25 protein-coding genes are annotated in these 26,905 nt (G+C 72.3%); 7 read left to right on the plus strand and 18 right to left on the minus strand.

The features are described 5' to 3' along the window. Positions 1-12 precede the first annotated feature (12 nt). The 6 genes from rlmB to ACO1BR_RS28045 all read right to left on the minus strand — a co-directional run bounded on the left by rlmB (position 13) and on the right by ACO1BR_RS28045 (position 5,220). A complete protein-coding gene (gene rlmB, locus ACO1BR_RS28020) occupies positions 13-966 on the minus strand; it encodes a 23S rRNA (guanosine(2251)-2'-O)-methyltransferase RlmB (RefSeq protein ID WP_426797888.1) in 954 nt (317 codons plus the stop codon). 152 nt (positions 967-1,118) lie between these two features. Continuing rightward, complete coding sequence (gene cysS / locus ACO1BR_RS28025) at positions 1,119-2,513, minus strand: cysteine--tRNA ligase (RefSeq protein ID WP_426797889.1); 1,395 nt, start codon at positions 2,511-2,513, stop codon at positions 1,119-1,121. 141 nt (positions 2,514-2,654) lie between these two features. Further along, entirely contained in the window at positions 2,655-3,059 is a 405-nt protein-coding gene (locus ACO1BR_RS28030; protein WP_426797890.1) for a PPOX class F420-dependent oxidoreductase, read from the minus strand. Positions 3,060-3,185: 126 nt separating this feature from the next. Beyond that, the gene (gene ispF / locus ACO1BR_RS28035) at positions 3,186-3,698 is read right to left on the minus strand and encodes a 2-C-methyl-D-erythritol 2,4-cyclodiphosphate synthase (RefSeq protein WP_426797891.1); all 513 of its coding nucleotides are present in this window, start codon (positions 3,696-3,698) and stop codon (positions 3,186-3,188) included. Beyond that, positions 3,685-4,446, minus strand: a complete 762-nt coding sequence (gene ispD, locus ACO1BR_RS28040) for a 2-C-methyl-D-erythritol 4-phosphate cytidylyltransferase (protein ID WP_159508611.1) — start codon at positions 4,444-4,446, stop codon at positions 3,685-3,687. The genes ispF and ispD overlap by 14 nt, the downstream gene beginning before the upstream one ends. 291 nt (positions 4,447-4,737) lie before the next feature. Further along, positions 4,738-5,220 carry a CarD family transcriptional regulator gene (locus ACO1BR_RS28045; RefSeq protein ID WP_003953493.1) on the minus strand — a complete coding sequence of 161 codons (483 nt, stop codon included), beginning with the start codon at positions 5,218-5,220 and terminating at the stop codon, positions 4,738-4,740. 735 nt (positions 5,221-5,955) lie between these two features. Here ACO1BR_RS28045 and ACO1BR_RS28050 point away from each other — a divergent pair. Continuing rightward, positions 5,956-6,549: a DUF461 domain-containing protein gene (locus ACO1BR_RS28050; protein ID WP_426797892.1), complete on the plus strand. Its 594-nt coding sequence runs from the start codon at positions 5,956-5,958 to the stop codon at positions 6,547-6,549. Positions 6,550-6,780: 231 nt separating this feature from the next. Here the strand turns inward: ACO1BR_RS28050 and ACO1BR_RS28055 are convergent, their stop codons facing one another. Further along, a complete protein-coding gene (locus ACO1BR_RS28055; protein ID WP_016572018.1) occupies positions 6,781-7,461 on the minus strand; it encodes a response regulator transcription factor in 681 nt (226 codons plus the stop codon). Further along, positions 7,458-8,780, minus strand: a complete 1,323-nt coding sequence (locus ACO1BR_RS28060) for a sensor histidine kinase (RefSeq protein ID WP_426797893.1) — start codon at positions 8,778-8,780, stop codon at positions 7,458-7,460. The genes ACO1BR_RS28055 and ACO1BR_RS28060 overlap by 4 nt, the downstream gene beginning before the upstream one ends. Positions 8,781-9,131: 351 nt before the next feature. Between ACO1BR_RS28060 and phoU the strand changes: the two genes are divergently transcribed. Then, positions 9,132-9,809, plus strand: coding sequence for a phosphate signaling complex protein PhoU (gene phoU, locus ACO1BR_RS28065; RefSeq protein ID WP_159508614.1), 678 nt, complete (start codon positions 9,132-9,134; stop codon positions 9,807-9,809). Between the two features lie 461 nt (positions 9,810-10,270). Here the strand turns inward: phoU and ACO1BR_RS28070 are convergent, their stop codons facing one another. Next, positions 10,271-11,032 carry a phosphoglyceromutase gene (locus ACO1BR_RS28070; protein ID WP_159508616.1) on the minus strand — a complete coding sequence of 254 codons (762 nt, stop codon included), beginning with the start codon at positions 11,030-11,032 and terminating at the stop codon, positions 10,271-10,273. 216 nt (positions 11,033-11,248) lie between these two features. Between ACO1BR_RS28070 and ACO1BR_RS28075 the strand changes: the two genes are divergently transcribed. Continuing rightward, positions 11,249-12,640 carry an MDR family MFS transporter gene (locus ACO1BR_RS28075; RefSeq protein ID WP_426797894.1) on the plus strand — a complete coding sequence of 464 codons (1,392 nt, stop codon included), beginning with the start codon at positions 11,249-11,251 and terminating at the stop codon, positions 12,638-12,640. Positions 12,641-12,836: 196 nt separating this feature from the next. Continuing rightward, on the plus strand, positions 12,837-14,171 hold the full coding sequence (locus ACO1BR_RS28080) for an alpha/beta hydrolase family protein (RefSeq protein WP_426797895.1): 1,335 nt from the start codon (positions 12,837-12,839) through the stop codon (positions 14,169-14,171). 58 nt (positions 14,172-14,229) lie between these two features. Here ACO1BR_RS28080 and ACO1BR_RS28085 read toward each other — a convergent pair whose 3' ends face one another. Both ACO1BR_RS28085 and mshA read right to left on the minus strand, forming a co-directional pair. Beyond that, a complete protein-coding gene (locus tag ACO1BR_RS28085) occupies positions 14,230-14,751 on the minus strand; it encodes a YbjN domain-containing protein (protein WP_426797896.1) in 522 nt (173 codons plus the stop codon). Continuing rightward, entirely contained in the window at positions 14,744-16,126 is a 1,383-nt protein-coding gene (gene mshA / locus ACO1BR_RS28090) for a D-inositol-3-phosphate glycosyltransferase (protein ID WP_426797897.1), read from the minus strand. Before mshA ends, ACO1BR_RS28085 begins: the two co-directional genes overlap by 8 nt. A gap of 154 nt (positions 16,127-16,280) precedes the next feature. Here mshA and ACO1BR_RS28095 point away from each other — a divergent pair, with 154 nt between their 5' ends. Continuing rightward, positions 16,281-17,120 (plus strand): class I SAM-dependent methyltransferase, encoded by an 840-nt coding sequence (locus tag ACO1BR_RS28095; protein WP_426797898.1) that lies wholly within the window; start codon positions 16,281-16,283, stop codon positions 17,118-17,120. 33 nt (positions 17,121-17,153) lie between these two features. On the opposite strand, the gene ACO1BR_RS28100 is transcribed toward ACO1BR_RS28095, so the two are convergent. Beyond that, positions 17,154-18,038 carry a helix-turn-helix transcriptional regulator gene (locus ACO1BR_RS28100; protein ID WP_426797899.1) on the minus strand — a complete coding sequence of 295 codons (885 nt, stop codon included), beginning with the start codon at positions 18,036-18,038 and terminating at the stop codon, positions 17,154-17,156. A 166-nt stretch (positions 18,039-18,204) separates the two neighbouring features. Here ACO1BR_RS28100 and ACO1BR_RS28105 point away from each other — a divergent pair, with 166 nt between their 5' ends. Further along, positions 18,205-19,212, plus strand: a complete 1,008-nt coding sequence (locus ACO1BR_RS28105) for an aldo/keto reductase (RefSeq protein ID WP_426797900.1) — start codon at positions 18,205-18,207, stop codon at positions 19,210-19,212. Positions 19,213-19,277: 65 nt separating this feature from the next. On the opposite strand, the gene ACO1BR_RS28110 is transcribed toward ACO1BR_RS28105, so the two are convergent. From ACO1BR_RS28110 to ACO1BR_RS28120, 3 genes are all read right to left on the minus strand, one after another. Further along, on the minus strand, positions 19,278-19,706 hold the full coding sequence (locus ACO1BR_RS28110) for an NUDIX hydrolase (RefSeq protein ID WP_426797901.1): 429 nt from the start codon (positions 19,704-19,706) through the stop codon (positions 19,278-19,280). 78 nt (positions 19,707-19,784) lie between these two features. Then, complete coding sequence (locus ACO1BR_RS28115) at positions 19,785-21,098, minus strand: CHAD domain-containing protein (RefSeq protein ID WP_426797902.1); 1,314 nt, start codon at positions 21,096-21,098, stop codon at positions 19,785-19,787. Beyond that, positions 21,061-23,343 (minus strand): RNA degradosome polyphosphate kinase, encoded by a 2,283-nt coding sequence (locus ACO1BR_RS28120; RefSeq protein WP_426797966.1) that lies wholly within the window; start codon positions 23,341-23,343, stop codon positions 21,061-21,063. The genes ACO1BR_RS28115 and ACO1BR_RS28120 overlap by 38 nt, the downstream gene beginning before the upstream one ends. A 271-nt stretch (positions 23,344-23,614) precedes the next feature. Here ACO1BR_RS28120 and ACO1BR_RS28125 point away from each other — a divergent pair, with 271 nt between their 5' ends. Further along, on the plus strand, positions 23,615-24,232 hold the full coding sequence (locus ACO1BR_RS28125) for a GNAT family N-acetyltransferase (RefSeq protein WP_426797903.1): 618 nt from the start codon (positions 23,615-23,617) through the stop codon (positions 24,230-24,232). 187 nt (positions 24,233-24,419) lie between these two features. On the opposite strand, the gene mshD is transcribed toward ACO1BR_RS28125, so the two are convergent. The 3 genes from mshD to ACO1BR_RS28140 form a co-directional block, all read right to left on the minus strand. After that, the gene (mshD, locus tag ACO1BR_RS28130; protein WP_426797967.1) at positions 24,420-25,337 is read right to left on the minus strand and encodes a mycothiol synthase; all 918 of its coding nucleotides are present in this window, start codon (positions 25,335-25,337) and stop codon (positions 24,420-24,422) included. A 178-nt stretch (positions 25,338-25,515) separates the two neighbouring features. Continuing rightward, positions 25,516-25,722: a hypothetical protein gene (locus ACO1BR_RS28135; RefSeq protein WP_426797904.1), complete on the minus strand. Its 207-nt coding sequence runs from the start codon at positions 25,720-25,722 to the stop codon at positions 25,516-25,518. Between the two features lie 60 nt (positions 25,723-25,782). Beyond that, positions 25,783-26,859: a WXG100 family type VII secretion target gene (locus ACO1BR_RS28140; protein WP_426797905.1), complete on the minus strand. Its 1,077-nt coding sequence runs from the start codon at positions 26,857-26,859 to the stop codon at positions 25,783-25,785. Positions 26,860-26,905: the final 46 nt, after the last annotated feature.

Here is a 26,905-nt window from a genome sequence, read left to right on the forward strand (position 1 = left end):
GGGGCACCGTCGTCAGCCGCGGCGGCGCGCCGCCTCCCAGAGGACGACACCGGCCGCGACACCGGCGTTCAGCGACTCCGCGCCGCCCGGCATCGGGATCCGCACCCGTACGTCGCAGGTCTCGCCGACCAGCCGCGACAGGCCCTTGCCCTCGCTGCCGACCACGATGACGACCGGGCCGTCCAGCAACTCGACGTCCTGGAGCTCCATCTCGCCGTCGGCGGCGAGACCGACGACGGTCAGGCCCGCCTTCTGGTACGCCTCCAGGGCCCGGGTCAGGTTGGTGGCGCGGGCGACCGGCGTACGGGCCGCGGTGCCCGCTGAGGTCTTCCAGGCGCCGGCCGTCATCCCGGCCGCCCGGCGCTCCGGCACGACCACGCCGTGGCCGCCGAACGCCGAAACGGACCGGACCACCGCGCCCAGGTTGCGCGGGTCGGTGACGCCGTCCAGGGCGACGATCAGGGGGTCCTCGCCCGCGTCGAAGGCGGCGGCCGACAGGTCCTCGGGATGTGCGTAGTCGTACGGGGGGATCTGGGCGACCAGGCCCTGGTGGTTGAGGCCGTTGGTCATCCGGTCCAGCTCGGGGCGCGGCGCCTCCATGAGGTTCAGCCCGCGCTCGGTGGCCAGCTGGATCGCCTCGCGCACCCGCTCGTCGCTGTCGATGAACTGCTGCACGTACAGCGTCGTCGCGGGCACGCCCTCGCGCAGCGCCTCGACGACCGGGTTGCGGCCGACGACCAGCTCCGCGGTGCCCTTGGCGCCGCCGCGCCGCGGCGCCGGCCGGCGGCTCGCGGCCTGCTTCGCCTGGGCGTTGGCGATGCGGTTCTTGACGTGCCCCTTGCGGGCGGAGGCGGGCGGGGTCGGGCCCTTGCCCTCCAGGGACCGGCGCCGCTTACCGCCACTGCCGACCTGAGCGCCCTTCTTGTTCGACGTGCGGCGGTTCCTGCGCTGGCTGTTGCCGGCCATGGGTCACCTGTTTCTTCACTGCTCTCGACGTCTCGCGACGTGGAGTGGGTACGTACGTATGGATTGAGTGTCGCCCGAGGCCGCCGGGAAGGGCGAATCCGGCTGGTGGCCGGGGGTGTGCCGGGTCCCGGCGCGGCGCCCGGGACCCGGTTTCACGACAGCGACCAGCGCGGCCCGGACGGGGTGTCCTCGATGGCGAGACCGGCCTGCTGGAGCTGGTCGCGGATGGCGTCGGCGGTGGCGTAGTCCTTGCGCGCCCGAGCGCCCTGGCGCTGCTCCAGCACGAGGCGGACGAGCGAGTCGACGACCCCGTGCAGGTCTTCACCGCGGTCCGCGGCGCCGCCCGACCAGCGCTCGTCGAGGGGGTCCAGGCCGAGCACCCCGAGCATCGCCCGCAGTTCGGCCAGCCGCGCCACCGCCGCTTCCTTGTCGTCGGCGGTCAGCGCGGAATTGCCCTGCCGGACGGTGGTGTGCACGATCGCCAGCGCCTGCGGGACGCCCAGGTCGTCGTCCATCGCCTCGGCGAACGCCGGCGGCACCTCGGGCGCGGGCTCGACGACCCCGGCCTTCTCGACGACCCGCTGGACGAACCCCTCGATCCGCGCGAACGCCGACTCGGCCTCGCGCAGCGCCTCCTCGCTGTACTCGATCATCGAGCGGTAGTGCGGGGTGCCCAGGTAGTAGCGCAGCACGATCGGCCGCCAGCGCTTGACCATCTCCGAGACGAGCACGGAGTTGCCCAGCGACTTGGACATCTTCTCGCCGCTCATGGTCACCCAGGCGTTGTGCGACCAGTACGCGGCGAAGTCGTCGCCGAACGCCTTGGCCTGGGCGATCTCGTTCTCGTGGTGCGGGAAGACCAGGTCGACGCCGCCGCCGTGGATGTCGAAGGCGGAGCCGAGGTACTTGTGGGCCATCGCCGAGCACTCCAGGTGCCAGCCCGGCCGGCCGCGGCCCCAGGGGGTCTCCCAGCTGGGCTCGCCCTCCTTGGCGGCCTTCCACATGGCGAAGTCGCGCGGGTCGCGCTTGCCGGTCTCGCCCTCGCCGGACGGCTGGAGGAGGTTGTCCAGGTCCTGGTTGGAGAGCTGGAGGTAGCCCGGGAAGGACCGCACGTCGAAGTAGACGTTGCCGTCGGCGGCGTAGGCGTGGCCGCGCTCGATCAGGCCGCGCATCATCTCGATCATCTCGGGGACGTGGCCGGTGGCGCGCGGCTCGTACGTGGGGCGCAGGCAGCCGAGGGTGTCGTAGGCCGTGTTGAAGGCGACCTCGTTCTCGTAGCCGATCGCCCACCACGGGCGGCCCTGCTCGGCCGACTTCTGGATGATCTTGTCGTCGATGTCCGTGACGTTCCGGACGAACGTCACGTCGTAGCCGCGGTGGGCGAACCAGCGGCGCATGATGTCGAAATTGAGTCCGGACCGGATGTGCCCGATGTGCGGAGCGGCCTGCACGGTCGCACCACAGAGGTAGATCGAGACACAGCCCGGCGTGAGCGGGGTGAAGTCGCGAATCTGCCGGGCGCTGGTGTCGTACAGGCGAATCGTCACGGGACAAGGGTAGTCGGAACGCGGCAATGCCCCGTGCCCTATTGAGCACGGGGGCGCAGAAGCGTCGAAGGCGTCCGGTTCGCCCGGTTGTTCCGCGCGGGGCCCGGACCGCGTCCGCCTACCGGGCCGGTGCCAGGGCGCTCAGATGCCGCCGATCACCTTGCGCGGGGTGATCCGGACGACCACCCGCTCATCGTCGTCGACCCCCGCCGGGTTGAACTCGGCGTACGACTTGCCCGTGTACTTCCGCGACAGCTCGTCGATCAGCTGCTGACCGCCCTCGGTCGTGAGCGTGGCCTCGCCGCGGATCTCGGCGTACGTATACGGGGCGTCGAACGGCTGGAGGACGACCGAGACCCGCGGATCGCGCCGGAGGTTCCGCTCCTTGCGGCGGCCGACGGTCGTCGAGAACAGCAGGTCGTCACCGTCCCGCTTCACCCAGACCGGGGAGAGCTGGGGGCTGCCGTCCGGCTGGACGGTCCCCACGGTCACGAAGACCGGGGAGTCGAGGAGATTCTTGAGCGCGTCGGACAGGGTTGCCGTCACGAGGGATCCTTCCCGCAGGCCGTTCCGATGGACACGAGTACCCGGATTCTTCCCCAACACCCTTGCCCCGCCGGGCATTCCCGCACCGCACGCCGCGTCCGGCGGAATGCCCGCCGGCCGCCCGCCTCAGCCGGTCCGCACCACCAGGGCGGTCGCGATCGCGGCCAGCCCCTCGGCGCGGCCGGTCAGCCCCAGCCCGTCCGTGGTCGTGCCGGACACCGAGACCGGCGCCCCGACCGCCTCGGACAGCGCCTTCTGCGCCTCGTCCCGGCGCTTGCCGACCTTCGGCCGTACGCCGATGACCTGCACCGCGACATTGCCGATGGCGAACCCCTCGGCCCGTACGATCCGCGCGGCCTCGGCCAGCAGTGTCACCCCGGAGGCACCGGACCACTCCGGGCGGGAGGTGCCGAAGTGAGCGCCGAGGTCGCCAACGCCGGCCGCGGAGAACAGCGCGTCACAGGCGGCGTGCGCGGCCACATCGCCGTCGCTGTGCCCGGCCAGCCCGTAGCCGCCGCTCTCGGCGGCGTCCCAGAGCAGCCCGGCGCACCACAGCTCGCGGCCCTTCTCGAAGGCGTGCACGTCGGTCCCGATGCCGACCAGCGGGATACCGGGCAGGGGGTGCTCAGACATAGCCATCGGTGGCCCTCCTCCGGGCGAGTACGGCCTCGGCCAGGACGAGGTCCAGCGGCCGGGTCACCTTGAACGCCTCCTCGTGGCCCGGGACGAGCACCACCGGCACCCCGAGCCGCTCCACCAGCCCGGCGTCGTCGGTGGCGCCCTCGCCCTCCACGACGGTGTCGTGCGCCTTGAGCAGCGTCGCCGGGTCGAAGCCCTGCGGGGTCTGCACGGCGCGCAGCAGCGCCCGCTCCGGCGTGCCGACCACCGGCTCCGGGGTGCCCTGGGGCCGCGGCTCGACCTGCTTGACGGTGTCGGCGAGCGGCAGCGCGGGGACCACCGCCGGGGCGCCGGCGCGGACCGCCGCGATCACCGCGTCGACGGTGTCGACCGGGACCAGCGGGCGCGCCGCGTCGTGGACCAGGACGACGTCGATGCCGTCCGGCAGCGCCGCCAGCCCGAGCCGTACGGACTCCTGGCGGGTCGCGCCGCCGCGGACCACGACCAGCTCGGTGCGGTCGGTCAGCGGATGGGCGTCGAGGAGCCGGCGGACTTCCTCGGGTCCGTCGGGCGGGGCGACCACGACGATGTGCGAGACGGCGCGCGAGGCGGCCATCGCACGGACGGCGTGCACCAGCATCGGGGTGCCGCCCAGGGTGCGCAGCGCCTTGGGGGTGCCGGGACCGAGCCGGACGCCGCGGCCGGCGGCGGGGATCACCGCGGCGGTGCGGACCGGGGTGGTGCGGCCCGGGGGGGAAGGATCTGACATCGATGGCTCCGGAGTCCGGGCCGAGCCCGGAATTGGGGCAGACAGGTTTGTTTCCTCCGGCGGGGTGGGTATGGCCAGGAGGAGTGCCGGGCGCGACGCCTTGACCGGAACCCTTCCGTGACAGCGGTCGGGGCAGATTCCGGGCCCGGCACAGATATGCCGCAGCGCCCGGCAACAGACCCTCCGCTCGGGAGGCGGTCGTCACTCGGGCACCGCGGCATTGCTACGTTGTCTCGCGCCGTCACTCTGCGTGGACATCCACACACGCGCCGACGCGCAACGCGGGCGTCGTCAGGACGCGAGGACCTCGTCGAGCAGGGCCTCGGCCTTGTCTTCGTTGGTGTTCTCCGCGAGGGCCAGCTCGCTCACCAGAATCTGGCGCGCCTTGGCGAGCATCCTCTTCTCACCGGCGGAGAGTCCGCGCTCGCGCTCACGCCGCCACAGGTCGCGAACGACCTCGGCGACCTTGATCACGTCGCCAGAAGCGAGCTTCTCAAGATTTGCCTTGTAGCGACGGGACCAGTTCGTCGGCTCCTCGGCATACGGTGCGCGCAGCACCTCGAAGACCCGGTCCAGCCCGTCCTGACCAACCACGTCGCGTACGCCGACGAACTCCGCATTGTCCGCTGGCACACGAACAGTCAAGTCGCCCTGGGCGACCTTCAGCACCAAGTAGGTCTTGTCCACGCCTTTGATCTGGCGAGTTTCGATGGCCTCGATCAGCGCGGCCCCGTGATGGGGATAGACCACGGTGTCGCCAACCTTGAACGTCATGTGACAGGTACCCCTTCCGTGGCTATCCATGCTAACACGGGAACGGGCCGTTCTGAATGGCGTTTTCGCAGGTCAGGGCATATCTCGGGGCTTGACAACAGCGGTCGGAACGTGCTTCGAGGGGCCGCGGGACACGGGAATTCGCAGGTGGGAGGGGCTTCACAGGTGAGCGGAAACCCGGCCGCCGCACACCGGAATGGCAGAGATCGACGAGGCGAACGTCCCGATTTGCACCGATCTGCATGAGCGAGTTCCGCTACTCCGTTCGGCTGCTTGGTGGCCGAACCGGTGCGATTCCCGAAATTGATCAACGGCGCCCCGGCGCCGGGTGTGATCAATTCTGTGTGCCATGTGCATTCCTTGTGAATACCACTTATCACCGGGGGAAACATGGCTGCCGCCACTCGAACAGCCGCTTGCCGAATATGCCGGCTGGATCTTCCGAGATCGGCACGAGATCGGGTTCCGGAAATCCCTTCCGGGTGGCGTTCCGGCCGCCCGCCCGGAGCCCCCGCCGAGGGGATATCGGAGCAGGCGGCGGGCGCGTGATCGCGCAGGGGGCGGGTCGGGTGCATCGGCGCGAGGACGGCTCGGTAACCTAGCGGCGCTGACCCACCCTTAGGGCGGCTTTACGTGTCCGTCGTCACGACGGCTGCGCAGCGCCGCCCCAGCCGTCCATCCGCGACCGGGCACGAACGTTCGGCCGCCGTAGCTCGTCAAGGAGATGCCGCCGCCGTGAGCCGCAGCCTTCGACGCGGCGTCCTCGCCGCCACCGTCCTCTCGCTCTCGATCGCCGCGCTGTCCGCGTGCAGCGCCGGGAACGACGCCCAGACGCTGGAGGTCAAGCCGGACAACGCCGCGACCAGCGTCGGCGACATCAAGATCCAGAACGTGAACGTGATCACCCAGCCCGACGTCAACGCCAAGGGCCCGGCCGCGATCGCCGCGACGGTGTTCAACACCGGCACCAAGGACCAGCAGCTGACCGGGATCTCCGTCAACGGCAGCAGCCAGTCGGCCAAGCTGTCGTCGGCCAAGATCACCGTGCCGGCCGGCGGCTCCGTGGTGCTCGGCGGCCAGGGCAACCCCAGCGCCGTCCTGGAGAGCGGCCGGGAGGCCGTTCAGGACGGCAACCTCCAGCCGCTGACCTTCGACTTCAGCGCCACCGGCCAGGTGACCATCAAGGCGTTCGTCACCCCGGCGAAGAGCAACTTCGAGAGCTACGGCCCGTCGGTGTCGCCGCAGCCGTCCACCTCCGCGAGCGGCAAGCCCTCGGAGTCGGCCTCCCCCTCCGGTATGGCCTCGCCGTCGAGCACCGCCAAGCCCTAGGAGTCGGCGCACGCGGGTCGCTGAACCTCATCCACGTCTAAGGGCGGGAACCTTGGTTATCGGTTCCCGCCCTTCGCGGTTCAGCCTACGGCTCGAACTTCTGGTGCCCCCGACGGGTTCCCGCTTCCCGGCACCGCGCCGAGTCAGACCCGGCCCTACCAGCGCTCCACAGGCGTTTGGCCTCTCCGTCCACCCGACGGCGAGGAATACTCAGCGTATCCACAGGGTCGCTTAGGGTTCGAATTTGTAACCCAGACCGCGGACCGTGACCAGATAGCGCGGCGCGCCCGGGTCCGGCTCGATCTTGGCGCGCAGCCGCTTCACGTGGACGTCGAGGGTCTTGGTGTCGCCCACGTAGTCGGCGCCCCAGACGCGGTCGATGAGCTGCATACGGGTCAGGACCCGGCCGGCGTTGCGCAGCAGCATCTCCAGGAGGTCGAACTCCTTGAGGGGCAGGTCGACCTTGCCGCCGGAGACCGTGACGACGTGGCGGTCCACGTCCATCCGGACCGGGCCGGCCTCCAGGGCCTGCGGGGCGACCTCCTCCGGCTCGCCGCGGCGGCGCAGCACGGCGCGGATCCGGGCGACCAGTTCCCGGGAGGAGAAGGGCTTGGTGACGTAGTCATCGGCCCCTATTTCGAGACCGACGACCTTGTCGATCTCACTGTCCTTGGCGGTCACCATGATGACCGGGACGTTGGAGCGACCGCGCAGCTGGCGGCAGACCTCGGTGCCGGGCAGTCCCGGCAGCATCAGGTCCAGCAGGACGAGATCGGCGCCGTTGCGCTCGAACTCGTCCAGTCCGTCAGGGCCCGTAGCCGCCACGGCGACCTCGAAACCCTCCTTGCGGAGCATGTACGACAGTGCGTCGCTGAACGATTCCTCGTCCTCGACGACAAGCACTCGGGTCACGGAAGGACCTCCGGGGCTGGGTGAGCAGGGAGCGGATCGTTGAAGGTCTCGTACGGGCGGTCCTCGTCGTCGAGGCCCTCCGCGGTGAGGTCCGAAGGCCGTTCGCGGTCGCGGACGGCCCCGGCTTCCGGGAGACGCAGGGTGAAGGTGGAGCCCTGTCCCTCAGCGCTCCACACCGTGACCTCCCCGCCGTGCGAGGCGGCCACGTGCTTGACGATGGCGAGGCCGAGGCCGGTCCCGCCGGTGGCGCGCGAGCGCGCCGGGTCCACGCGGTAGAACCGCTCGAAGATGCGGTCCCGGTCCCTTTCGGATATCCCGATGCCCTGGTCGGTCACCGCGATCTCGATCAGGTCGCCACCGGGCGCGGACACCCGGCGGCCGGAGATCCCGACGCGGGTGCGCGCCGGGGAGTAGTTGACGGCGTTCTCGACGAGGTTGCCGAGGGCCGCCGCGAGCTGGCCGCGGTTGCCCCAGACGTGCAGGTCGCCGCTGCCGCCCGGCCGGCGCCCGCCTCCGGTCCGGGTGGCGGGGCCCCCGGGGCCGCCGATGGAACTGGCCATCGTGATCTGCTTCGTGCCGGCCTGCTGGCGGCAGCGGTCCACCGCCTCGGCGACCAGTTCGTCGACCGGCACCGGCTCGGCGTCCTCCAGCGGGTCGTCGTTCTGCACCCGGGAGAGGTCGATCAGCTCCTGGACCAGGTTGGTCAGGCGGGTGGCCTCGTTCTGCATGCGGCCGGCGAAGCGGGTGACGGCCTCGGGGTCGTCGCTGGCGTCCATCACCGCCTCGGAGAGCAGCGACAGCGCGCCGACCGGGGTCTTGAGCTCATGGCTGACGTTCGCCACGAAGTCGCGCCGGACCGCCTCTATGCGGCGGGCCTCGGTCAGGTCCTCGACCAGCAGCAGCACCAGCCTGGAGCCGAGCGGGGCGACCCGGGCGGAGACCGCGAGGGCGTCCCCGCGGCCGGTGCCGCGGCGCGGCAGGTCCAGCTCCACCTGGCGTATCTCGCCGTCGCGGCGGGTGTCGCGGGCCATCTGGAGCATCGGCTCGACGGCGAGCTTGCCACCGCGGACCAGCCCGAGGGCGTACGCGGCGGAGCTGGCCTTCACGACCGCGTCGGCCTCGTCGAGGACGACCGCGGAGGAACGGAGAACGGACAGGACGGTGTCGACGCCGGGCGGGAGCACGGCGTCGGTGTGCAGGGAGGTGCGGGTGGGCTTGGCCTGATCCCGCTCACTCCAGCGGAACGCCAGCATGGCGAAGACGCCGGTGCACAACCCGGCGATCGCAGCCATTGCGGCGACGGCCGCGTCCACGTTCATGAATCCAGAGTATGTGCCGGGTCCGACACTTCCCCAGCGCTGGGAGCCGCTGCTCGAACAGCCGTCGCCCAGAGTTCACCGAGGCGTCGGGGGTGGTTCACTCAGGCCGCCGGGGCAGCCGGAGGGCCGCCCTCACGGCCGCGGCGGCGACTCCCAGAGTTCACCGTCACGTCAGTGCCGATTCACTCCCGGTGGTCCCGCAGGTCGCGATGCCCCCGCACATTGAGGGTGCGGGGGGACCGCCGGCGGCCGGTCCGTGGGAGCGTAGGCGCACGGCCCCACGCACCACACGCACCATCACTCGGACCCCCCGAGCACACGGAATCCCCTCGAAGCGAGAGAAGGTCACTGATGCGGGACGCGTACCACGAGGAGCTGGACTCGATCGGCGAGGGCCTGGTCGAGATGGCCCGGCTCGTGGGCTCCGCGATCGGGCGCGCCACCACGGCGATTCTCGACGCGGACCTCAAGCTGGCCGAGAACGTCATCGCCGCCGACGAGAAGGTCGACGATCTCCAGCGCGACCTGGAGGCCCGGGCGATCGCCCTGCTGGCCCGGCAGCAGCCGGTCGCCACCGACCTGCGGATCGTCGTCACCTCGCTGCGGATGAGCGCCGACCTGGAGCGCTCCGGCGACCTCGCCCAGCACGTCGCCAAGCTGTCCCGGTTGCGCTTCCCGCAGACGGCCGTGCCGCGCGACCTGCACGCCACCATCCTGGAGATGGGGCAGCTGGCGCAGCGCCTGATGGCCAAGGCCGGCGAGGTCATCATCACCAAGGACGTCGACCTCGCGCTCCAGCTGGAGCAGGACGACGACGCGATGGACATGCTGCACCGCACCCTCTTCCAGCACCTGATGGACGACCGCTGGAAGCACGGCATCGAGACGGCGGTGGACGTCACCCTGCTCGGCCGCTACTACGAGCGCTTCGCGGACCACGCGGTCTCCGTCGCCAAGCGCGTCGTCTACCTCGTGACCGGCGAGCACGCCGACGAGATCGCCCCGCCGACGGCGGTGGAGGGCGCGTAACGTGCCTCCGCGCGCCGTTGACGCGCCTGTGCACCGGGGTTTGCAATGGGCACCAGGTGACCCCTAGGAGGCACATACATGGCACTCATGGCGGACTCCCCGACTCCCGCTTCCCAGAACCCGGCAGCCGACCGGCCGCAACTCCCTCTGCTGAGCGGGTGCTCCTGCGGTCCCGGGTGCAGCTGCGGCTGCCAGAGCGGCGGACCGTGCCAGTGCGGTGGCGGCTGCGGGTGAGCCACCTCTCGGCACGGCGCGCCGGCCCTACGGCCTGACGACGCCGACGGCACGACGACGGCACAGCGCGACGCGGCCCCGACCGGTTCCCGTTCCGGCCGGGGCCGTCGCCGTACCGCGGGACCCTCGCACATCGCGTCCGCGAGGGGCCCAACGACGGCCCCGGCACAGCGACAAGCCCCCTGCCCGGCGACAACGCCGCAGGCAGGGGGCTTCTGCGTACGGGCCTACTTCTTCTTGCCCTGGTTCTTCACGGCCTCGATGGCGGCCTTGGCGGCCTCCGGGTCGAGGTAGGTGCCGCCCGGGTTGACCGGGCGGAAGTCGGCGTCGAGCTCGTAGACGAGCGGGATGCCGGTGGGGATGTTCAGGCCGGCGATGTCCGCGTCGGAGATCTTGTCGAGGTGCTTGACCAGGGCGCGGAGGCTGTTGCCGTGGGCGGCGACCAGCACCGTGCGGCCGGCGACCAGGTCGGGGACGATGCCGTCGTACCAGTACGGCAGCATGCGGACCACGACGTCCTTGAGGCACTCGGTACGCGGACGCAGCTCCGGCGGGATGGCGGCGTAGCGCGGGTCGTCGCTCTGCGAGAACTCGCTGCCGTCCTCCAGCGCGGGCGGCGGGGTGTCGTACGAGCGGCGCCAGAGCATGAACTGCTCCTCGCCGAACTCGGCCAGGGTCTGGGCCTTGTCCTTGCCCTGGAGCGCGCCGTAGTGGCGCTCGTTCAGGCGCCAGCTGCGGTGGACCGGGATCCAGTGGCGGTCGGCGGCCTCCAGTGCCAGCTGCGCGGTGCGGATGGCGCGCTTCTGGAGGGAGGTGTGCAGTACGTCGGGGAGCAGGCCGGCATCCTTGAGCAGCTCTCCGCCGCGGACCGCCTCCTTCTCGCCCTTCTCGTTGAGGTTGACGTCCACCCAGCCGGTGAACAGGTTCTTCGCGTTCCACTCGCTCTCGCCGTGGCGAAGGAGGATCAGCTTGTACGGTGCGTCGGCCATGCCGTCGAGCGTAATCGAAGCCGGGGTAGGGCCTTGCCGGGGAGGGTGGCGGGCGGGAGGCGACGGCGGGCCCGGCGGTGACCTTTGACGTTTCCGATCAATTGGGTGGCGGGTGGAGATGACCGCTGAGTAGGTTGCGATCAGCGTCGGCACCACTTACCCGACGGCCGCCCACCCGCACCCTTCACCGCTCGTCGCCACCCCGGGGGAACTGTCATGTCCGCATCGAAACCACCCGCGCTCTCCCGGCTCCGGCACGCCGCCGCGGCGAGCGTCTCCGGACTCCCCCGGCAGTTCTGGTGGCTGTGGACCAGCACCCTGATCAACCGGCTGGGCTCGTTCGTCGCCACCTTCCTCGCCCTCTACCTCACCGTCGACCGCGGCTACTCCGCCTCGTACGCGGGGCTGGTGGGCGCGCTGTACGGGCTCGGCGGAGTGGTGTCCTCCGTGGCGGGCGGGGTGCTCGCCGACCGGCTCGGGCGGCGGCCCACGATGCTGATCGCGCAGCTGGCGACCGCGGTGTCCGTGGCGCTGCTCGGGTTCATGACGGATCCGGTCGCCATCGCGGCCGTGGCGTTCCTGGTCGGTACCGCGTCCAACGCCTCGCGGCCCGCCGTCCAGGCGATGATGGCCGACATCGTCGCCCCCGAGGACCGCGTGCGCGCGTTCTCCCTCAACTACTGGGCGATCAACCTCGGCTTCGCGGTCTCCTCCACCGCCGCCGGACTCATCGCCGAACACGGCTACTTGACGCTCTTCCTGGGCGAGGCCGCGCTCGTCCTGGCCTGTGCGCTGGTGGTGTTCCGGAAGCTGCCGGAGTCCCGCCCGGAGGCGCCCGGGGCCGCGGCCGGGGCGGACGGCACCGCGGACGCCGGGCCGGCCGCCACGACGGTCTCCATGCTGACCGTGCTGCGCGACGGCCGGTTCATGACCGTCGTCGGGCTGAACCTGCTGCTGGCGCTGCTCTTCCAGCAGGCGTACGTCTCCATGCCGGTGTCGATGGGTCAGGACGGCTTCTCCAGCGCGGACTTCGGGAGCGTCGTCGCGGTCAACGGCGTACTGATCGTCCTGCTCCAGATCCCGGTCACCCGCCTCATCGAGCACCGCAGCCCGACGGCGCTGCTGATCGGTTCGGCGCTGCTCGCGGGCTACGGCTTCGGGTTGACCGCGCTGGCCGGCTCGGTCGCGATGTACGCGGTCGCGGTCGCCGTGTGGACCCTCGGCGAGATCATCAACTCCCCCACCCAGATGGGGCTGGTGGTCCGGCTGTCCCCCGTCCACGGCCGCGGGCGCTACCAGGGCATGTACTCCCTGTCCTGGTCCATCGCCTCCCTGGCGGCCCCGCTGCTCGGCGGTACGGTCATCGACCACTACGGCGCCGATGCGCTCTGGGCCGGCTGCGCGGCGGTCGGCACGGTGGCGGCGATCGGCTACGGGCTGCTGCTGCGGCGCCTGCCGGAGCGGGCCCGGCCGACGGACGTGGTCGCGGCGGCCCGTCCGGACGCCCCGTCGGAGGGCGCGACCGAGCCCGCGTCCCCGTCGTCATCCCCGTCCACGTCCATGTCTCCGTCCTCCTCCTCTTCCGGCACCGCGGCTCCCGCGGCATGACGTCCACGAGCCCGTAGGTGGCGGGCCGGGCACACCCGTCTTCGTGGTGGCCACACCCCGAAGACGGGTGGCCACACGATCGATCGGGGAGCCGGGCCCGGGGATTCTGGTCCGTACGGACGGACGGATGCATACGAGCCGTCCGCATCGCACGGACCGATGTGCGGGAATCCTTCGAGCCGACGGGGAGATCGTGGTGGACAGCGTGGACAGCAGGGTGCGACGGACGTCCCGGCGACGGGCCGCGGGGATCGGGGCGCTGGTGGTCGCCGGGGTGCTGGCGGCGGGCGCGGCGGGATCGGCGGCGAGCGGGGTGCCCGCGCCCGTACCGCCGCACCCGGCGGCCGCCGCCGGGGACCGCGCCGGCGCCCGCCTGACGCTGCCCGCGCCCACCGGGCGCTATCAAGTAGGCACCGTTTCGCTTCACTTGACGGACCGCGGGCGGCACGACCCCTGGGTCGCGGGGCAGCCGCACCGGGAGCTGATGGTGAGCGTCCGCTACCCGGCCACCAAGGACGCCGCGCGGTTTCCGCGGGCGCCGCAGCTGACGCCCGCCGAGGCGGCCGGGTTCGACGCGCTGAACAACCTCTCCGCATACGTACCGAAGGGGAAGGTGGCATGGGGCGCCACCCTCACCCACGCGCACACCGGCGCCCCGGTGGCCCGGCGGCCCGGGAGGCGGCTGCCGGTGGTCCTCTACTCCCCCGGCGCCGGCGATCCCCGCTCGCTCGGCAGCACGCTCTGCGACGAACTGGCCTCCCGCGGCTATGCGGTGGTGACCGTCGACCACACCTACGAGGCGCCCGCGGTGCAGTTCCCCGACGGGCGGGTGGCGCGCGGCGTGATGCCGGCGGAGATGGCGAAGGCGCAGCGCACCGGCCGGATCACGGAGCTGCTGGAGAAGGTCAGCGGGGTGCGGGTGGCCGACACCCGGTTCGTACTCGACGAGCTGGCGCGGACCGGGTCCGGCTCCGTGCTGCCCGAGGGGCTGCGCGGGGCGCTGGACACCGGCACCGTGGGGATGTTCGGGCAGTCGGCGGGCGGGTTCACGGCGGCGCAGACGATGCACGACGACCCGCGGATCAGGGCGGCGGCTGACCTGGACGGGGTGCTGGGCTACACCCAGCGCGATGACGACCCGTCACATCCGTCGACGGTCGGGCGGGACGGGGTGGACCGGCCGCTGCTGCTGATGGGGATGGCCGGGGACACCCATCACACGGTGGCGTCCTGGGCCGCGGTGTGGCGGCACAGCACGCGGCCGGGGGCCTGGCTGCGGGACCTAACGCTGACCGGCGGCCGGCATGCGAGCTACACGGACGCGGAGGTGCTGGTGCCGCAGCTCGCACGGCAGTTGGGGCTGTCCCGGAGGGCGGTCACGGCGATGGTCGGGACCGTCGATCCGCAGCGCGCGATCGCCGCCGAGCGGGCGTATGTCACGGCATTCTTCGACCGGTGGCTGCGCGGGCGGGACACCGGACTGCTGGACGGGCCGTCGGGGCGCTGTCCGGAGGTGCGGTTCGTGCCTTAGCCGGAGGCACGGGGCGGGCCGTGGCGGCGGGGGGGGGCTGCCGCGGGCCGCCCCCGGGTCACGCCTCCGTGCTCCGCTTCGTCAGATGGGCGAACGCCTCCAGATTGCGGGTGGACTCGCCGCGCGACACCCGCCAGGCGTACTCCTTGCGGATGGCCGTGGCGAAGCCCATCTCCAGCAGGGTGTTGAAGCTGCCGTCGGCGTTCTCCAGGACCGTGCCGAGGATCCGGTCGAGTTCGTCGGGGGTGACGGCGGCGAGCGGGAGCTTGCCGACCAGGTAGATGTCGCCGAGCTGGTCGATGGCGTAACTGACGCCGTAGAGGCGGGTGTTGCGCTCCAGGAGCCAGCGGTGCACCGCGTCGTGGTTCTCGTCCGGATGCCGGACGACGAAGGCGTTGATGGACAGCGAGTGGCGGCCGACGATCAGCGAGCAGGTCGTGGAGAGCTTGCGGGTGCCGGGGAGCTTGACGACGTAGTTGCCGTCGGCGGGGGACTCCCATTCGAGGCCGGCGTCCTTGAGGGTGTGCTCGATCACGGCACCGGCGGTCGTCTGTCGTTCCTCACCCATGTCCTCACCCATGGAGGGATCGTAGGTGACGGCGGCGCTCCTGCATCGCGGCGGTGTACACGTCGCCGGTCGCCGCGGCGGCGGTGTCCCAGCCGAAGGACTGCGCGTGCCGGGCCGCGTCGCTGCCCATCCGGGCGGCCAGCGACGGGTCGTCCACGAAGCGGCGCAGCGCGCGGGCGTAGTCGGCCGGGTCGTGGCCGGCGACCAGGAAGCCGCTGACGCCGTCCCGGACGGCGACCGGCAGACCGCCCACGGCCGCCGCGACGACCGGGGTGCCGCACGCCTGGGCCTCGATGGCGACCAGTCCGAACGACTCGCTGTACGACGGCATGACCAGCACGGACGCGGCGCGGTACCAGTCGGCGAGCTGCTCCTGGCCGACCGGCGGGCGGAACTGCACCAGATCGGCGATACCGAGCCGGGCGGCCAGCTTCTGGAGCCCCTCCGGCTTGGCCAGCCCGCTGCCGCTGGGCCCGCCCACCACCGGGACGACCAGCCGGGACCGCAGCGAGGGGTCCTCGGCGACGAGTGCGGCGGCGGCGCGCAGCAGGATGTCCGGGGCCTTCAGCGGCTGTATGCGGCCGGCGAAGAGCGGGATGACCGCGTCCTGGGGCAGCCCGAGGCGGGCCCGGGCGGCGGCCCGGCTCTCCGCGACCACGGCGGAGCCGAGGCCGCCGGTCGGCCGGAAGCGGTCGAGGTTGACGCCGGGGTGGACGACCGCGACCTTGCCGGGGTCGGCGTCGTAGTGCCGGATGAGCTCGTCGGCCTCCTCGGCGGTGTTGGCTATCAGGCGGTCGGCGGCGTCGACCACCTGCGTCTCGCCGATCACGCGGGCCGGCGGCTCGGGGGTGTCGCCGACGGCGAGCGCGGCGTTCTTGACCTTGGCCATGGTGTGCATGGCGTGGACCAGCGGCACCCGCCAGCGGTCGGCGGCCAGCCAGCCGACATGGCCGGAGAGCCAGTAGTGGGAGTGCACCAGGTCGTAGTAGCCGGGGCGGTGACCCGCCCATGCCTGCATCACGCCGTGGGTGAAGGCGCACAACTGGGCCGGCAGCTCCTCCTTGGCCAGGCCCTCGTACGGGCCCGCGTCGACGTGCCGGACCAGCACGCCGGGAGCCAGCTCGACGGCGGGCGGGAGGGAGGCCGTCGTGGCGCGGGTGAAGATCTCCACCTCGATGTTGATCGAGGCGAGTTTCTTGGCCAGCTCGACGATGTAGACGTTCATCCCGCCGGCGTCGCCGGTGCCGGGCTGGTGGAGCGGGGAGGTGTGGACGCTCAGCATCGCGACCCGGCGGGGGCGGCGGGATCCGCCGGGCAGCCGCAACCGCGCCGGGCCGGGGAACGGGCCGTGGGGTCGGCTGCGGAGCCGGGACACGTATTGGCTCACTGCGAGCTACCTCCTTGGCGTGGCGGGCGGCACGCCTCCGACCCCCTGCAACAACGCCGGTCGGCCATCCATTTCCGTCCGGCCCGCCGACTCCCTACTTTGCCAAAGCGTGACCTGGGACCGCCCGCGCCCCGGCACCCCATACCCTCGATGCATGGCCCGCCGCTCCCCCGTCTCCACCGCCGCCCCGGCGCCCGCGCCGTCCCGGCCGGTCGGGAACGCCACCCGCGGCACCACCAACCCCAACCGGCTGCGCCGCATGGACCGCTGGATCGCCGCAGAGCACGGCGCCGTGCTGCGCCGCTCCGCCGACCCGGTCGCCGTCGACCTCGGCTACGGCGCCGCCCCCTGGACGGCGCTGGAGCTGCTGGGGAGGCTGCGTACGGTGCGGCCGGACGCCCAGGTCGTCGGCGTCGAGATCGACCCGGCGCGGGTCGCCGCCGCCCGCCCGTACGCGTGCGCCGGGCTGGACTTCGTCCACGGCGGCTTCGAGGTGCCGCTCCCGGGCGGGCGGGGGCGCGCCCCGGTCCTCATACGGGCCGCGAACGTGCTGCGCCAGTACGACGAGGACGAGGTCGCCGCCGTCTGGCGGCGGCTGTGCGCCCGGCTGGCGCCCGGCGGGCTGCTGGTCGAAGGCACCTGCGACGAGATCGGGCGGCGGCACGTCTGGGTCGCGCTGGGCCCCGAGGGGCCCCGCACGGTCACCTTCGCGACCCGGCTCGGCTCCCTCGACACCCCCTCCGACCTGGCCGAACGGCTCCCCAAGGCACTGATCCACCGCAATGTGCCGGGCGAGCCGGTGCACGCCTTCCTGCGCGACTTCGACCGCGCCTGGGCCACCGCCGCCCCCTTGGGCGCGCTGGGCGCCCGGCAGCGGTGGCGGGCCGCCGTCCAGTCCCTGTCGGCGGACTGGCCGCTGGCCGGCGACCCGCGGCGGCGCCGCCAGGGCGAGGTCACGGTGCGCTGGGAGGCACTGGCTCCGCGGGGCGCCTGACCGGCCGCGTCAGGGCCTGTCCATCGGCGCAGGCTAGGCGGCCCCCGCCGCGAGCGCGGCGCCGCCCACCCGGTCCGCCAGCTCCCGCAGCCGCCGCTCCGTCACCGAGCCCCGGGGGGCCGTGTACGTCACCATCGCCTGATCCGGGTCCGTGCCCAGCCGCATGCTCTCGAACGTGACGGTCAGCTCCCCGACCTCCGGGTGCACGATCCGCTTGGTGCCGCGCAGGCACTCGCGCACCCCCTGCGCTTCCCACAGCCTCCGGAACTCCGGGCTGCGGTCGAGGAGTTCGCCCACCACCTCGCAGATCCGCGGATCGTCCGGGTGCCGCCCGCTGTCGGCGCGCAGGTTGCCGACGACCTCCTCGGCCTTCTTCTCCCATTCCGGGTGCAGCTGCCGTGCGGCCGGGTCGAGGAAGACCAGCAGTGCGGCGTTCCGCCGGTCCGGGGTGAGCGGTGCGAGGTCGAAGGCGACTCGGCCGCCGAGCGCGTTCCAGGCCAGGATGTCCAGGCCGCGGCCCATGACCATGGCCGGGACCACGGTGTCCATCGCGTCCAGCAGCTGCTGGATCTCGGGCCGTACGGTCTGCCGCGGCCCGCCCGGGGAGGGTGCGCACACCGCCTCCGCGCCGCGCCGTCGGGGCGCCGCGACGTTCCGCAGATACGTCACCTCGCCGCCCGACAGCCGCAGCGCGCGGGCGATGGCGTCCAGGACGGAGTCGGAGATGGCGGGCGCCCGGCCCTGCTCGATGCGGGTGTAGTAGTCGACGCTGATCCCGGCGAGCTGGGCGACCTCCTCGCGCCGCAGCCCGCGGACCCGGCGGCGGTTGTGCCCGCCGGGCAGACCCAGTTCGGCCGGGTCGAGCGCGGCACGGCGCGCCTTGAGGAACGAGCTGATCTCGATTTCCGCGTACAGCATCCGTCCAGTATGCGTCGCACCACCGGCTGGGTGGTTCTGCCGGACCCCGGCTGGGACGGGCCTGGTCCGCTCCTCACATGGCGGGGAGGCTTTCGCCCGTACCCGGGGATCCGCCCCGGGAGGCACCGCGACGACAGGAATCACCGGATTCCACAGGGAGCGACTGATGCAGCGCAGGATCCTCGGCGGTACCGGCATCTCGGTCAGCGAGTACGCGCTCGGCGCGATGATGCTCGGCGCCTGGGGCAACCCCGACCACGAGGACGGCGTCCGGATCGTGCACCGCGCGCTGGACGCCGGTATCAACTTCATCGACACCGCGGACATGTACTCCGACGGCGAGAACGAGGAGATCGTCGGGAAGGCTCTCAAGGGGCGCCGCGACGACGTGGTGCTGGCCACCAAGTTCCACAACCCGATGGGCCCGGACGCCAACCACCGCGGAAACTCCCGCCGTTGGCTGGTCCGCGCGGTGGAGGGCAGCCTCCGCCGGCTCGGCACCGACCACATCGACCTCTACCAGGTCCACCGCCCCGACCCGGACACCGACATCGACGAGACCCTCTCCGCACTCTCCGACCTCGTCCGGTCCGGCAAGGTGCGGGCGATCGGCACCTCCACCTTCCCCGCCGAGCAGCTCGTCGAGGCCCAGTGGGTCGCCGACCGCCGCGGCCACATCCGCTTCCGCAGCGAGCAGCCGCCGTACTCGATCCTGGCCCGCGGCGTCGAGAACGCCGTGCTGCCGACCGCCCAGCGCTACGGCATCGGCGTGCTGACCTGGGGGCCGCTCAGCGCCGGCTGGCTCTCCGGCCGCGACCTCTCGGCCAGCTCCCGGGCCGCCCTCGAAAACCGGAAGTTCGACCTCACCGTCCCGGAGAACGCCCGCAAGGCGGAGGCGGTCAGCGCCCTCACCGAACTCGCCGCCGAGGCCGGTCTCACCCTCCCCCACCTGGCGACCGCCTTCGTCCGCGCCCACCCGGCGGTCACCTCCGTCATCATCGGCCCCCGCACCATGGACCAGCTCGACAGCCTCCTGGACGGCACCGGCATCACCCTCTCCGCCGACGTCCTCGACCGCATCGACGCCATCGTCCCGCCCGGCACCGACCTCAACCGCGCCGACAACTACTACGCCGCACCGGCCATCCTGGACGCCTCGCTGCGCCGGCGCTGAGCGCGGACGGCGGACGGCGCGGCCACGTGGTCCACGCCGTCCGTCCGCTCACCGCCCTCGTGCGCTCACAGCCCCCGCCCGCTCACCCGGAGCACGGTGAGCAGCACCCCCACCAACTCCTTGTCCCGGGACTGGGTGAGGACGTCCCGGGCCGCCTCGGGGGTCGTCCACAGCAGGCGGTCCACCTCCTTGTTGGGGAGGAAACCGCCGCCGGTGGCCTCGGCGGACCAGTAGTGGACCACCTTAGGGCGGGTGCCGACCTGGTAGCGGACGGTGGGGAGTTCGGGGCCCAGCTCGCAGGTCATCCCGGTCTCCTCCAGGACCTCGCGCAGCGCGCCCTGCCGCGGGTCCTCCCGCGGCTTCAGCTTGCCCTTGGGATAGGACCAGTCGTCCCACTTGGGCCGGTGGACCAGGGCGAGTTCGATCCCGCCGTGGGAGGGCGAGCGGCGCCACAGCACACATCCCGCGGCGCGGATCGGTGCGGTGTCGGTCACCCGTCCCTCGCCTCCCGCCCGTCCCTTCCGGCTCGTTGTCTTTCCCACTTCTCCCCCTCGGTTTCCCCTCGCTTCGCCTCAGCCGGTGTGCTCGGCCGCTCTCGGCAGCCAGACCCGGCCGAAGACGAAACGGGCCGCCTCGACCTCGTGGCGCTGATCGGCGTGCAGAACCCCGAGAGCGTACGCCGTGGCCGGCGCGATCCGCGGCGTACGGGCGGCGGTGGCGGCTGCGGCGGCCGCCTCGGCGGCGTCCCGGTGCAGCTCCAGCGCCCGGCCGGACTCGGCCAGCCGGGCGTCGGGGCGCTCCGGGGCGACCACTTCCTGGGCGTAGTGGCTCAGCCGGACCAGCAGCCGGACCTGGTGCCAGGGGGCGTCCTGGCGGTGGTCGGCGGCCAGCGCGGCGGCGTTGTACGGGTGGCCGGCGCGGGCCAGCGGCAGCAGGGCGACCGCGTCGGCGAGCAGCCGGTGCGCCTGCTCGGCGAGCGGCGGCAGCTCCTCGGCGGCGGGCACCTCCGCCGCCGTGCGGGCCAGCGGCGCCTCGGAGGCGAGCACCGCGACCGAGTCGGCGACGGCGTGGAAGCGGGAGGAGCCCAGCGCCTGGAGGGCGGCGGAGTGCGCGCGGGTCCGGGCGAGCGTGAGCTGGCGGTCGAGCAGCGCCCCGGCCCGCGCCGCACCGGCGGACAGGGCGCTCTCGTGGTCCGGCTCGACGGCCGTACCGGCGGCCGGCGCCGCGGGGGCGGAAGCGGTGGCCGTACGGCCCCCACGGGCGCCCCGGCCGCCGCGCTCCGCCGGCCGCTCGGCCCGCTCCGCCCGGCCGGTCAGCCGCTGCAACGCCCCCATCAGCCGCTCCCGGCGCGCCTCGCACGCCTGCTCGCGCGCCAGGGTGCCGCTCAACCAGCCCAGCTCGGAACGGAGTTGGTCGGCCCAGACCTCTTCGGTCAGCGGCCGGAAGGTGTGCAGCGTCGCGCTGATCCGGCGCGCCGCGCGGCGCAGCTGCCGGGCCGCCTCGCCGGCGCCCGCCGCGTCCGCGCCGCTCTCCCGGTGCAGCCGCAGACTGCGCAGGAAGTCGGCGGCCTGCCGGTGCAGATAGCCGGCGAGCACGTCCCCGGCGGTCCGGCCGGCGAGCCCGGCGCCCACGCCGCCACCGTCCGGCCCGTACGGCGGCGCCGCCCCCTGCCCCCCGGCCCCCGGCTCGTAACGGGCCTCCCCGTACGCCGAAATCTCCCCGAACACCGCATCCCCCGGCCCGTCCACCACCGCCGCGCGGGCTCCCGGCGCTCCGCCGGGCCCGTATCCGATTCCGATTCCCCTGCCGATGCCGATGAGACCGGGCGACGGCCCCCCGGCCGGCTGGTCATGTCGCTGGGCCACGCCGGCGCCTCCGGGCGTCAATGAGCATTTCCTGTACGTTCCGCAGCGGGGTGCCGTCCGCATCCACCGACCGCCGGGTCCAGTTGCCGTCCGGGCCCAGGTGCCAGGACGAGGTGGAGTCCGAAGTGCCGGTCTCCAGCATCCTGTTGAGGGCCGCGCGGTGGGCCGGGTCGGCGACCCGGACCAGCGTCTCGATCCGCCGGTCGAGATTGCGGTGCATCATGTCGGCGCTGCCCAGCCACACCTCGGGCTCGCCGCCGTTGCCGAAGGCGAAGATCCGGGAGTGCTCCAGGAAGCGGCCGAGGATGCTGCGGACGCGGATGTTGTCGCTCAGGCCGGGGACCCCGGGGCGCAGCGCGCAGATGCCGCGCACCCAGATGTCGACCGGCACACCGGCCTGCGAGGCCCGGTAGAGCGCGTCGATGACGGCCTCGTCGACCATCGAGTTGACCTTGATCCGGACGTAGGCGGGACGCCCGGCCCGGTGGTGCGCGGCTTCCTTGGCGATGCGCTGTATCAGCCCGTCGCGCAGCGACTTGGGCGCGACCAGCAGCCGGCGGTAGGTCTCCCGCCGGGAGTAGCCGCTCAGCCGGTTGAAGAGGTCGGAGAGGTCGGCTCCCACCTGCGGGTCCGCGGTCAGCAGCCCCAGGTCCTCGTACAGCCGGGCCGTCTTGGGGTGGTAGTTGCCCGTCCCCACATGGGAGTACCGGCGCAGTATCTCGCCCTCCTGGCGGACGACGAGCGACAGCTTGCAGTGCGTCTTGAGCCCGACCAGGCCGTAGACGACATGGCAGCCGGACTCCTCCAGCTTGCGGGCCCACTTGATGTTGGCCTGCTCGTCGAAGCGCGCCTTGATCTCCACCAGGACCAGGACCTGCTTGCCGGATTCCGCGGCGTCTATCAGGGCGTCCACGATCGGCGAGTGGTCGGAGGTGCGGTAGAGCGTCTGCTTGATGGCGAGCACGTTCGGGTCGGCCGCGGCCTGCTCCAGGAACGCCTGCACGGAGGTGGAGAAGGAGTCGTACGGGTGGTGCAGCAGCACGTCGCGGGCGCGCAGCGCGGCGAAGACGTCGGGCGCGGAGGCGGACTCCACCTCCGCCAGGTCGCGGTGCGTACCGGCCACGAACTTGGGGTACTTCAGCTCCGGCCGGTCCAGCGCCCCGATCCCGAACAGCCCGGTCAGGTCGAGCGGCCCCGGCAGCGGATAGACCTCGGCCTCGGAGACCTTCAGCTCCTGGACGAGCAGGTCGAGCACGCCCGGGTCGATGGACTCCTCGACCTCCAGCCGGACGGGCGGCCCGAAGCGCCGCCGCATCAGCTCCTTCTCCAGCGCCTGGAGCAGGTTCTCCGCGTCGTCCTCCTCCACTTCCAGGTCTTCGTTGCGGGTCACCCGGAACATGTGGTGCGCCCGCACCTCCATCCCCGGGAACAGCTCCTCCAGGTGCGCGGCGATCACGTCCTCGATGGGGACATAACGCTGCGGGGACGCCTCCAGGAAGCGGGAGAGCAGCGGCGGAACCTTCACTCGCGCAAAGTGATCATGGCCGCTGACCGGGTTCCTGACCACTACGGCCAGATTCAGCGAGAGCCCGGAGATGTACGGGAACGGGTGCGCCGGGTCGACCGCCAGCGGTGTGAGGACCGGGAAGATCTGCTGCCGGAACAGCGTGAACAGCCGGGCCTGCTCCTTGTCGGTCAGATCGGGCCAGCGGATCAGGTGAATGCCCTGCTCGGCCAGCTCGGGGGCGATGTCCTGCTGGTAGCAGGCGGCGTGCCGGGCCATGAGTTCGCGGGACCGCGTCCAGATGAGGTCCAGCACCTCGCGGGGCTGGAGGCCGGACGCGGATCGGGTGGCGACCCCGGTGGCGATCCGGCGCTTGAGGCCGGCGACCCGGACCATGAAGAACTCGTCCAGATTGCTGGCGAAGATCGCCAGGAAGTTTGCCCGTTCGAGCAGCGGGGTGGCCGGGTCCTCGGCCAGCTCCAGCACCCGCTCGTTGAACGCCAGCCAGCTGCGCTCGCGGTCCAGGAAGCGCCCGCTGGGCAGCTCCTCGCCGTTCGCATCCGGAACGCCCCGGTCCTCGTACGCGTCCGGATCGGCGTCCAGGTCGGGCTCCAGCCCGGACAGCGTGCCGCTGACCGCGTGCGGGCGGTGCGCGGCGATCGAGCCCACCGAGGGCTGCACCGAGGGGCCCGCCGCCCTCGGCGTCTCCTGGGACGGCATCTCGGGCTGGGCCGGGGCCTGAGCGCTGCGCTGCTGCTTCATGTCCTCATTCTTCCGCGCCATGGCGGTTCCAGGCGCGTCAGGAGGCGGCGGAGCGACGGAGAGCCGCGGTTTCGGCACGTTCGGCACAGCGGGCTGCATTCAGTGATGCTCGCAAGTGATGTTGAATCGCCGGTAACGCGGACATGGCGGCAAGGCAAGCGGGGAGCTACTCCCGGGTATTTTCCGCGCCGGGACGGCCTCGCCGATCTTCGCTACGGCCAACCCGGAAAACCGGGCTGCACCCCCGGTACCCGCTCCTTACCCTGAGCGCGTGCCCACACCTTCCGCCCCACCCGCCCCGCCGCTCCCGTTCACCCCCGACTACCCGCTCCGCACCGAGCGTCTCGACCTCCGCCCCGTACGCCACGACGACTTCGCCGCGATCCACGCCTATCAGCGCCTCCCCGAGGTCTGCCGTTACCTCTACTGGGGCCCCCTCGACGAGGCCGGCTCCCGCGCCTCCGTCGCCGCGAAGGCGGCCCGTTCGACGCTGCGGGAGTCCGGCGACGTCCTCCAGATCGCCGTCGTCCTGCGCGAGACCGGCACCCTGGTCGGCGACCTCACCTTCGTCTACACCAGCCGCGAGCACCGCCAGGGCGGCATCGGCTATGTCTTCCACCCCGACCACGCGGGCCGCGGCTACGCCACCGAGGCGTCCCGGGCCCTGCTGAAGCTGGGCTTCGAGGACCTGCGACTGCACCGCATCCAGGCGGAGTTGGACGGTCGCAACACCGCCTCCGCCAAGCTCCTGGAGCGGCTGGGCATGCGCCGCGAGGGCCACCTCCGGGAGAACGAGTTCCTCGACGGCGAATGGAGCGACGAGGTGGTCTACGCGATGCTGGCGCGCGAGTGGCGCGCACTGCAGGACCGGCGGCAGCCGCGGCCCTGAGCCCCTGTCCGCCGGGTCCTTGAGGCTCCGTCCGGTGCGTCATGACCGCAGCCGTGGCGGCCGCGACCACGGCCGGACGGCATGCGAAGGGCCGAGGCGGACCGCCCACGGCCCGCCCCGGCCCTTCGCGCGCCACGCCGGATCCCGATACGCCGCATCGCGCCGCATCTGATCCCGCTACACCGGATCAGGTCTCCGACCGGTACATCAGATCCGTCTCGTGCGTGACGAACCCCAGCCGCTCGTAGACGCTCACCGCCGCCAGGTTGTCCGCGTCCACGTACAGCATCACGGTCGCCAGCCCCTGCCCCGCCAGGTGCCGCAGCCCAACCGTGGTCAGCGCCTTGCCCAGCCCGCCGCCCTGCGCGCTCGGCCGCACGCCGACGACATAGACCTCGCCGAGGCCCTCCTCGGCGTGCACCTTGGTCCAGTGGAAGCCGACCAGCCGGCCGTCCTTCTCCGCCAGGAAGAAGCCCTTCGGGTCGAACCACGGCTCGGCCTTGCGGTCGTCCAGATCCCGCTGGGTCAGCGAGCCCTGCTCGGGGTGGTGCGCGAACGCCTCGGCATTCGCGTCCAGCCACGCCGCGTCATCGGTCTCCGGCTGGAAGGTACGGACGGTCACGCCCTCCGGCAGCACCGGCTCCGGCAGGTCCAGGTCCGCGAGCGAGCGCCGCATCTGCCGCAGCTCCCGGAACATCGTCAGCCCCAGGGTCTGCGCGAGATGCCGGGCGGCCGGGTGCCCGCCGTGCGCCCACACCCGCAGCCGGCGCCCGGACTGCTCCATCAGCTCACCGCCCAGTGCCCGGCCGTGCCCCCGGCCGCGGTGCCCCGGATGGACCACCAGCTCGGCGGCCGGCGCCTCCACCGGATCGGTGTCCTCCAGCTGCCCGTACGCGACCAGCTGGCCGCCGTCGTCCCCGGGCACGTACACCAGCACATGCCGGACGCCCGCCCGCTTGCCGCCCCGCAACTGGAGCCGGCCCTGCTCGGACACGGCCGGCTGCCCGTCCGTCCGCGCGGCCCGTTCGATCAGATCGAGGACGGTCGCGGCCTCATCCGGCGCGACCTCGTCGACCACCTGGATCCTGCGGCCGGTCCGGCCCATCTCCTGTGCAGCGTCAGTCATGTGTGAAGCGTACGACGAGGCCGCCGGGCCGCGCGGGTGTCGCGGACGCGGCCGGGTACGGGGCCCCGGGTACCGCCCCGGCCGCCCTCCCGCAACGACCCCGGCCGCCCGCCCGCCGCAGAGGCGAACGGCCGGGGCCGCTGCGCGGCGCACCGCGCTACAGCAGGTGGAAGGCGAGGCCGAAACCGACGATGGCGACGGCGATGCCGATGACGAGCATGACCGGCCCGACCACGTAGTCCCCCCACTTCTTGCCGTCGTAGGCACGACGGAGGGCAAGGGTCATGTAGACGCCGGAACCGGCGATCAGGCACCCGATGACCCCGAGAACCACCAGGAAGAAGCCGGGCCAGTCAGGTGGCACGCCCGGATTGTTGTGCGCGACCCCAGCCAGGATCATGCCGCCGGGCTTACGGAACACAAGTCACTCGCCCCCTTGCTCGGTCTTCTTTTGCAGGTCCTGCATGTCCGACTCGATTCCGGAACCCGCTTCGTAGACAGCCGTGTTGAGGCCGGTGCCGAAGCCGTCGCGGTACAGCGTGTCCTTGTACCGGTGGTGTTCAGCGACTTGCTGACCTCCGAGGCTGTGTCCCTCCTGCTTCCCGAAGTGGGCGTCGCCGGCGGCATTTCCGAGGGCGCCGGTGACGGCGTTCGTCCCTGCGTCCCATGCGATGGTCGCGACGTCCTTCTCGTTCCATACGTCGGCAGTAGCACCGCCCACGATGTTGCCGAGCGCGCCATTGGCGGCATTGCCCGCCCTGCCCTCGCCGCCGAGCACCTTTCCGAGCGCGCCCGTCAGATGGGCGCCCTCCGCCAGCGATGCTCCGCCCGCCGTGAACACAGCCGTACCGAGAGCTTGCTTGCCGGCTGTGGCAAAGTCATCGCCTACTGTCACCGGCTGGCCGGTGAGTGCCTGGTTGATCATCTGGCTGCCCGAGTCGGCGACGAAGTTCGTCGCGAAGCTCTCCGCACCCTTCGCGAGGAACTTGGCGCCGAATCGGGCCAACGTGGAAAGCGCCTCTGCGCCCTTGGCGCTCATCATGCCGAAGCGCTCCAACAGCGCCGCCACCTTCTCCGCCGCCGACGTGAACAACTTGACCAGGTCCACGATCTTGGCGACCTTCGCGGCGACCGCCGTATTGGCGACGAGGTCGGAGAGGAATCCCGTGAAGACCGACAGCGCGGCGCCGAGCACCTCCATCTCCGCGGTCTGGACGCAGATGTCGATGATCTCTTCGTTGATCTTGTCGATCTCGTCCGCGAACTCCCGCAACCCGTCGGCGACATGGTGGAAGTTGTTCGCGATGTCGGTGATGCTCTTCTTCTGGTCCTGCCAGTGCCTCTCGAAGGCGTCACGGGCCGCCCCGTGCCAACCCTGCTTGTCCACAGCGTCGATGGCGGTGTCGATGGCCTTTACGCGATGGGCCAGTTCGGTGCCCATGGTGTCCCAGGCCCGGGCGATCGAGCGGAGCGTGTCACCGTTGCCGCCGGGGAGTTCCACACCGAACGCCTGGAGGATCTCCAGGACCTTGCCGTCGATCCAGCCG

This window comes from Streptomyces sp. YGL11-2 (genome assembly GCF_050054615.1).
In the GTDB taxonomy this organism is placed as follows: domain Bacteria; phylum Actinomycetota; class Actinomycetes; order Streptomycetales; family Streptomycetaceae; genus Streptomyces.

What these genes read in the sequence shown, in the direction of transcription:
- ACO1BR_RS28095 (WP_426797898.1), top strand. Translation starts at nt 16,281, where the DNA reads ATGGCCCGCCGCTCCCCCGTCTCCACCGCCGCCCCGGCGCCCGCGCCG.
- ispD (WP_159508611.1), bottom strand. Translation starts at nt 4,446, where the DNA reads ATGTCAGATCCTTCCCCCCCGGGCCGCACCACCCCGGTCCGCACCGCC.
- ACO1BR_RS28085 (WP_426797896.1), bottom strand. Translation starts at nt 14,751, where the DNA reads ATGGGTGAGGACATGGGTGAGGAACGACAGACGACCGCCGGTGCCGTG.
- ACO1BR_RS28105 (WP_426797900.1), top strand. Translation starts at nt 18,205, where the DNA reads ATGCAGCGCAGGATCCTCGGCGGTACCGGCATCTCGGTCAGCGAGTAC.
- ACO1BR_RS28100 (WP_426797899.1), bottom strand. Translation starts at nt 18,038, where the DNA reads ATGCTGTACGCGGAAATCGAGATCAGCTCGTTCCTCAAGGCGCGCCGT.
- ACO1BR_RS28120 (WP_426797966.1), bottom strand. Translation starts at nt 23,343, where the DNA reads ATGAAGCAGCAGCGCAGCGCTCAGGCCCCGGCCCAGCCCGAGATGCCG.
- ACO1BR_RS28060 (WP_426797893.1), bottom strand. Translation starts at nt 8,780, where the DNA reads ATGAACGTGGACGCGGCCGTCGCCGCAATGGCTGCGATCGCCGGGTTG.
- ACO1BR_RS28070 (WP_159508616.1), bottom strand. Translation starts at nt 11,032, where the DNA reads ATGGCCGACGCACCGTACAAGCTGATCCTCCTTCGCCACGGCGAGAGC.
- phoU (WP_159508614.1), top strand. Translation starts at nt 9,132, where the DNA reads ATGCGGGACGCGTACCACGAGGAGCTGGACTCGATCGGCGAGGGCCTG.
- mshD (WP_426797967.1), bottom strand. Translation starts at nt 25,337, where the DNA reads ATGGGCCGGACCGGCCGCAGGATCCAGGTGGTCGACGAGGTCGCGCCG.
- ACO1BR_RS28045 (WP_003953493.1), bottom strand. Translation starts at nt 5,220, where the DNA reads ATGACGTTCAAGGTTGGCGACACCGTGGTCTATCCCCATCACGGGGCC.
- rlmB (WP_426797888.1), bottom strand. Translation starts at nt 966, where the DNA reads ATGGCCGGCAACAGCCAGCGCAGGAACCGCCGCACGTCGAACAAGAAG.
- ispF (WP_426797891.1), bottom strand. Translation starts at nt 3,698, where the DNA reads ATGGCTATGTCTGAGCACCCCCTGCCCGGTATCCCGCTGGTCGGCATC.
- ACO1BR_RS28075 (WP_426797894.1), top strand. Translation starts at nt 11,249, where the DNA reads ATGTCCGCATCGAAACCACCCGCGCTCTCCCGGCTCCGGCACGCCGCC.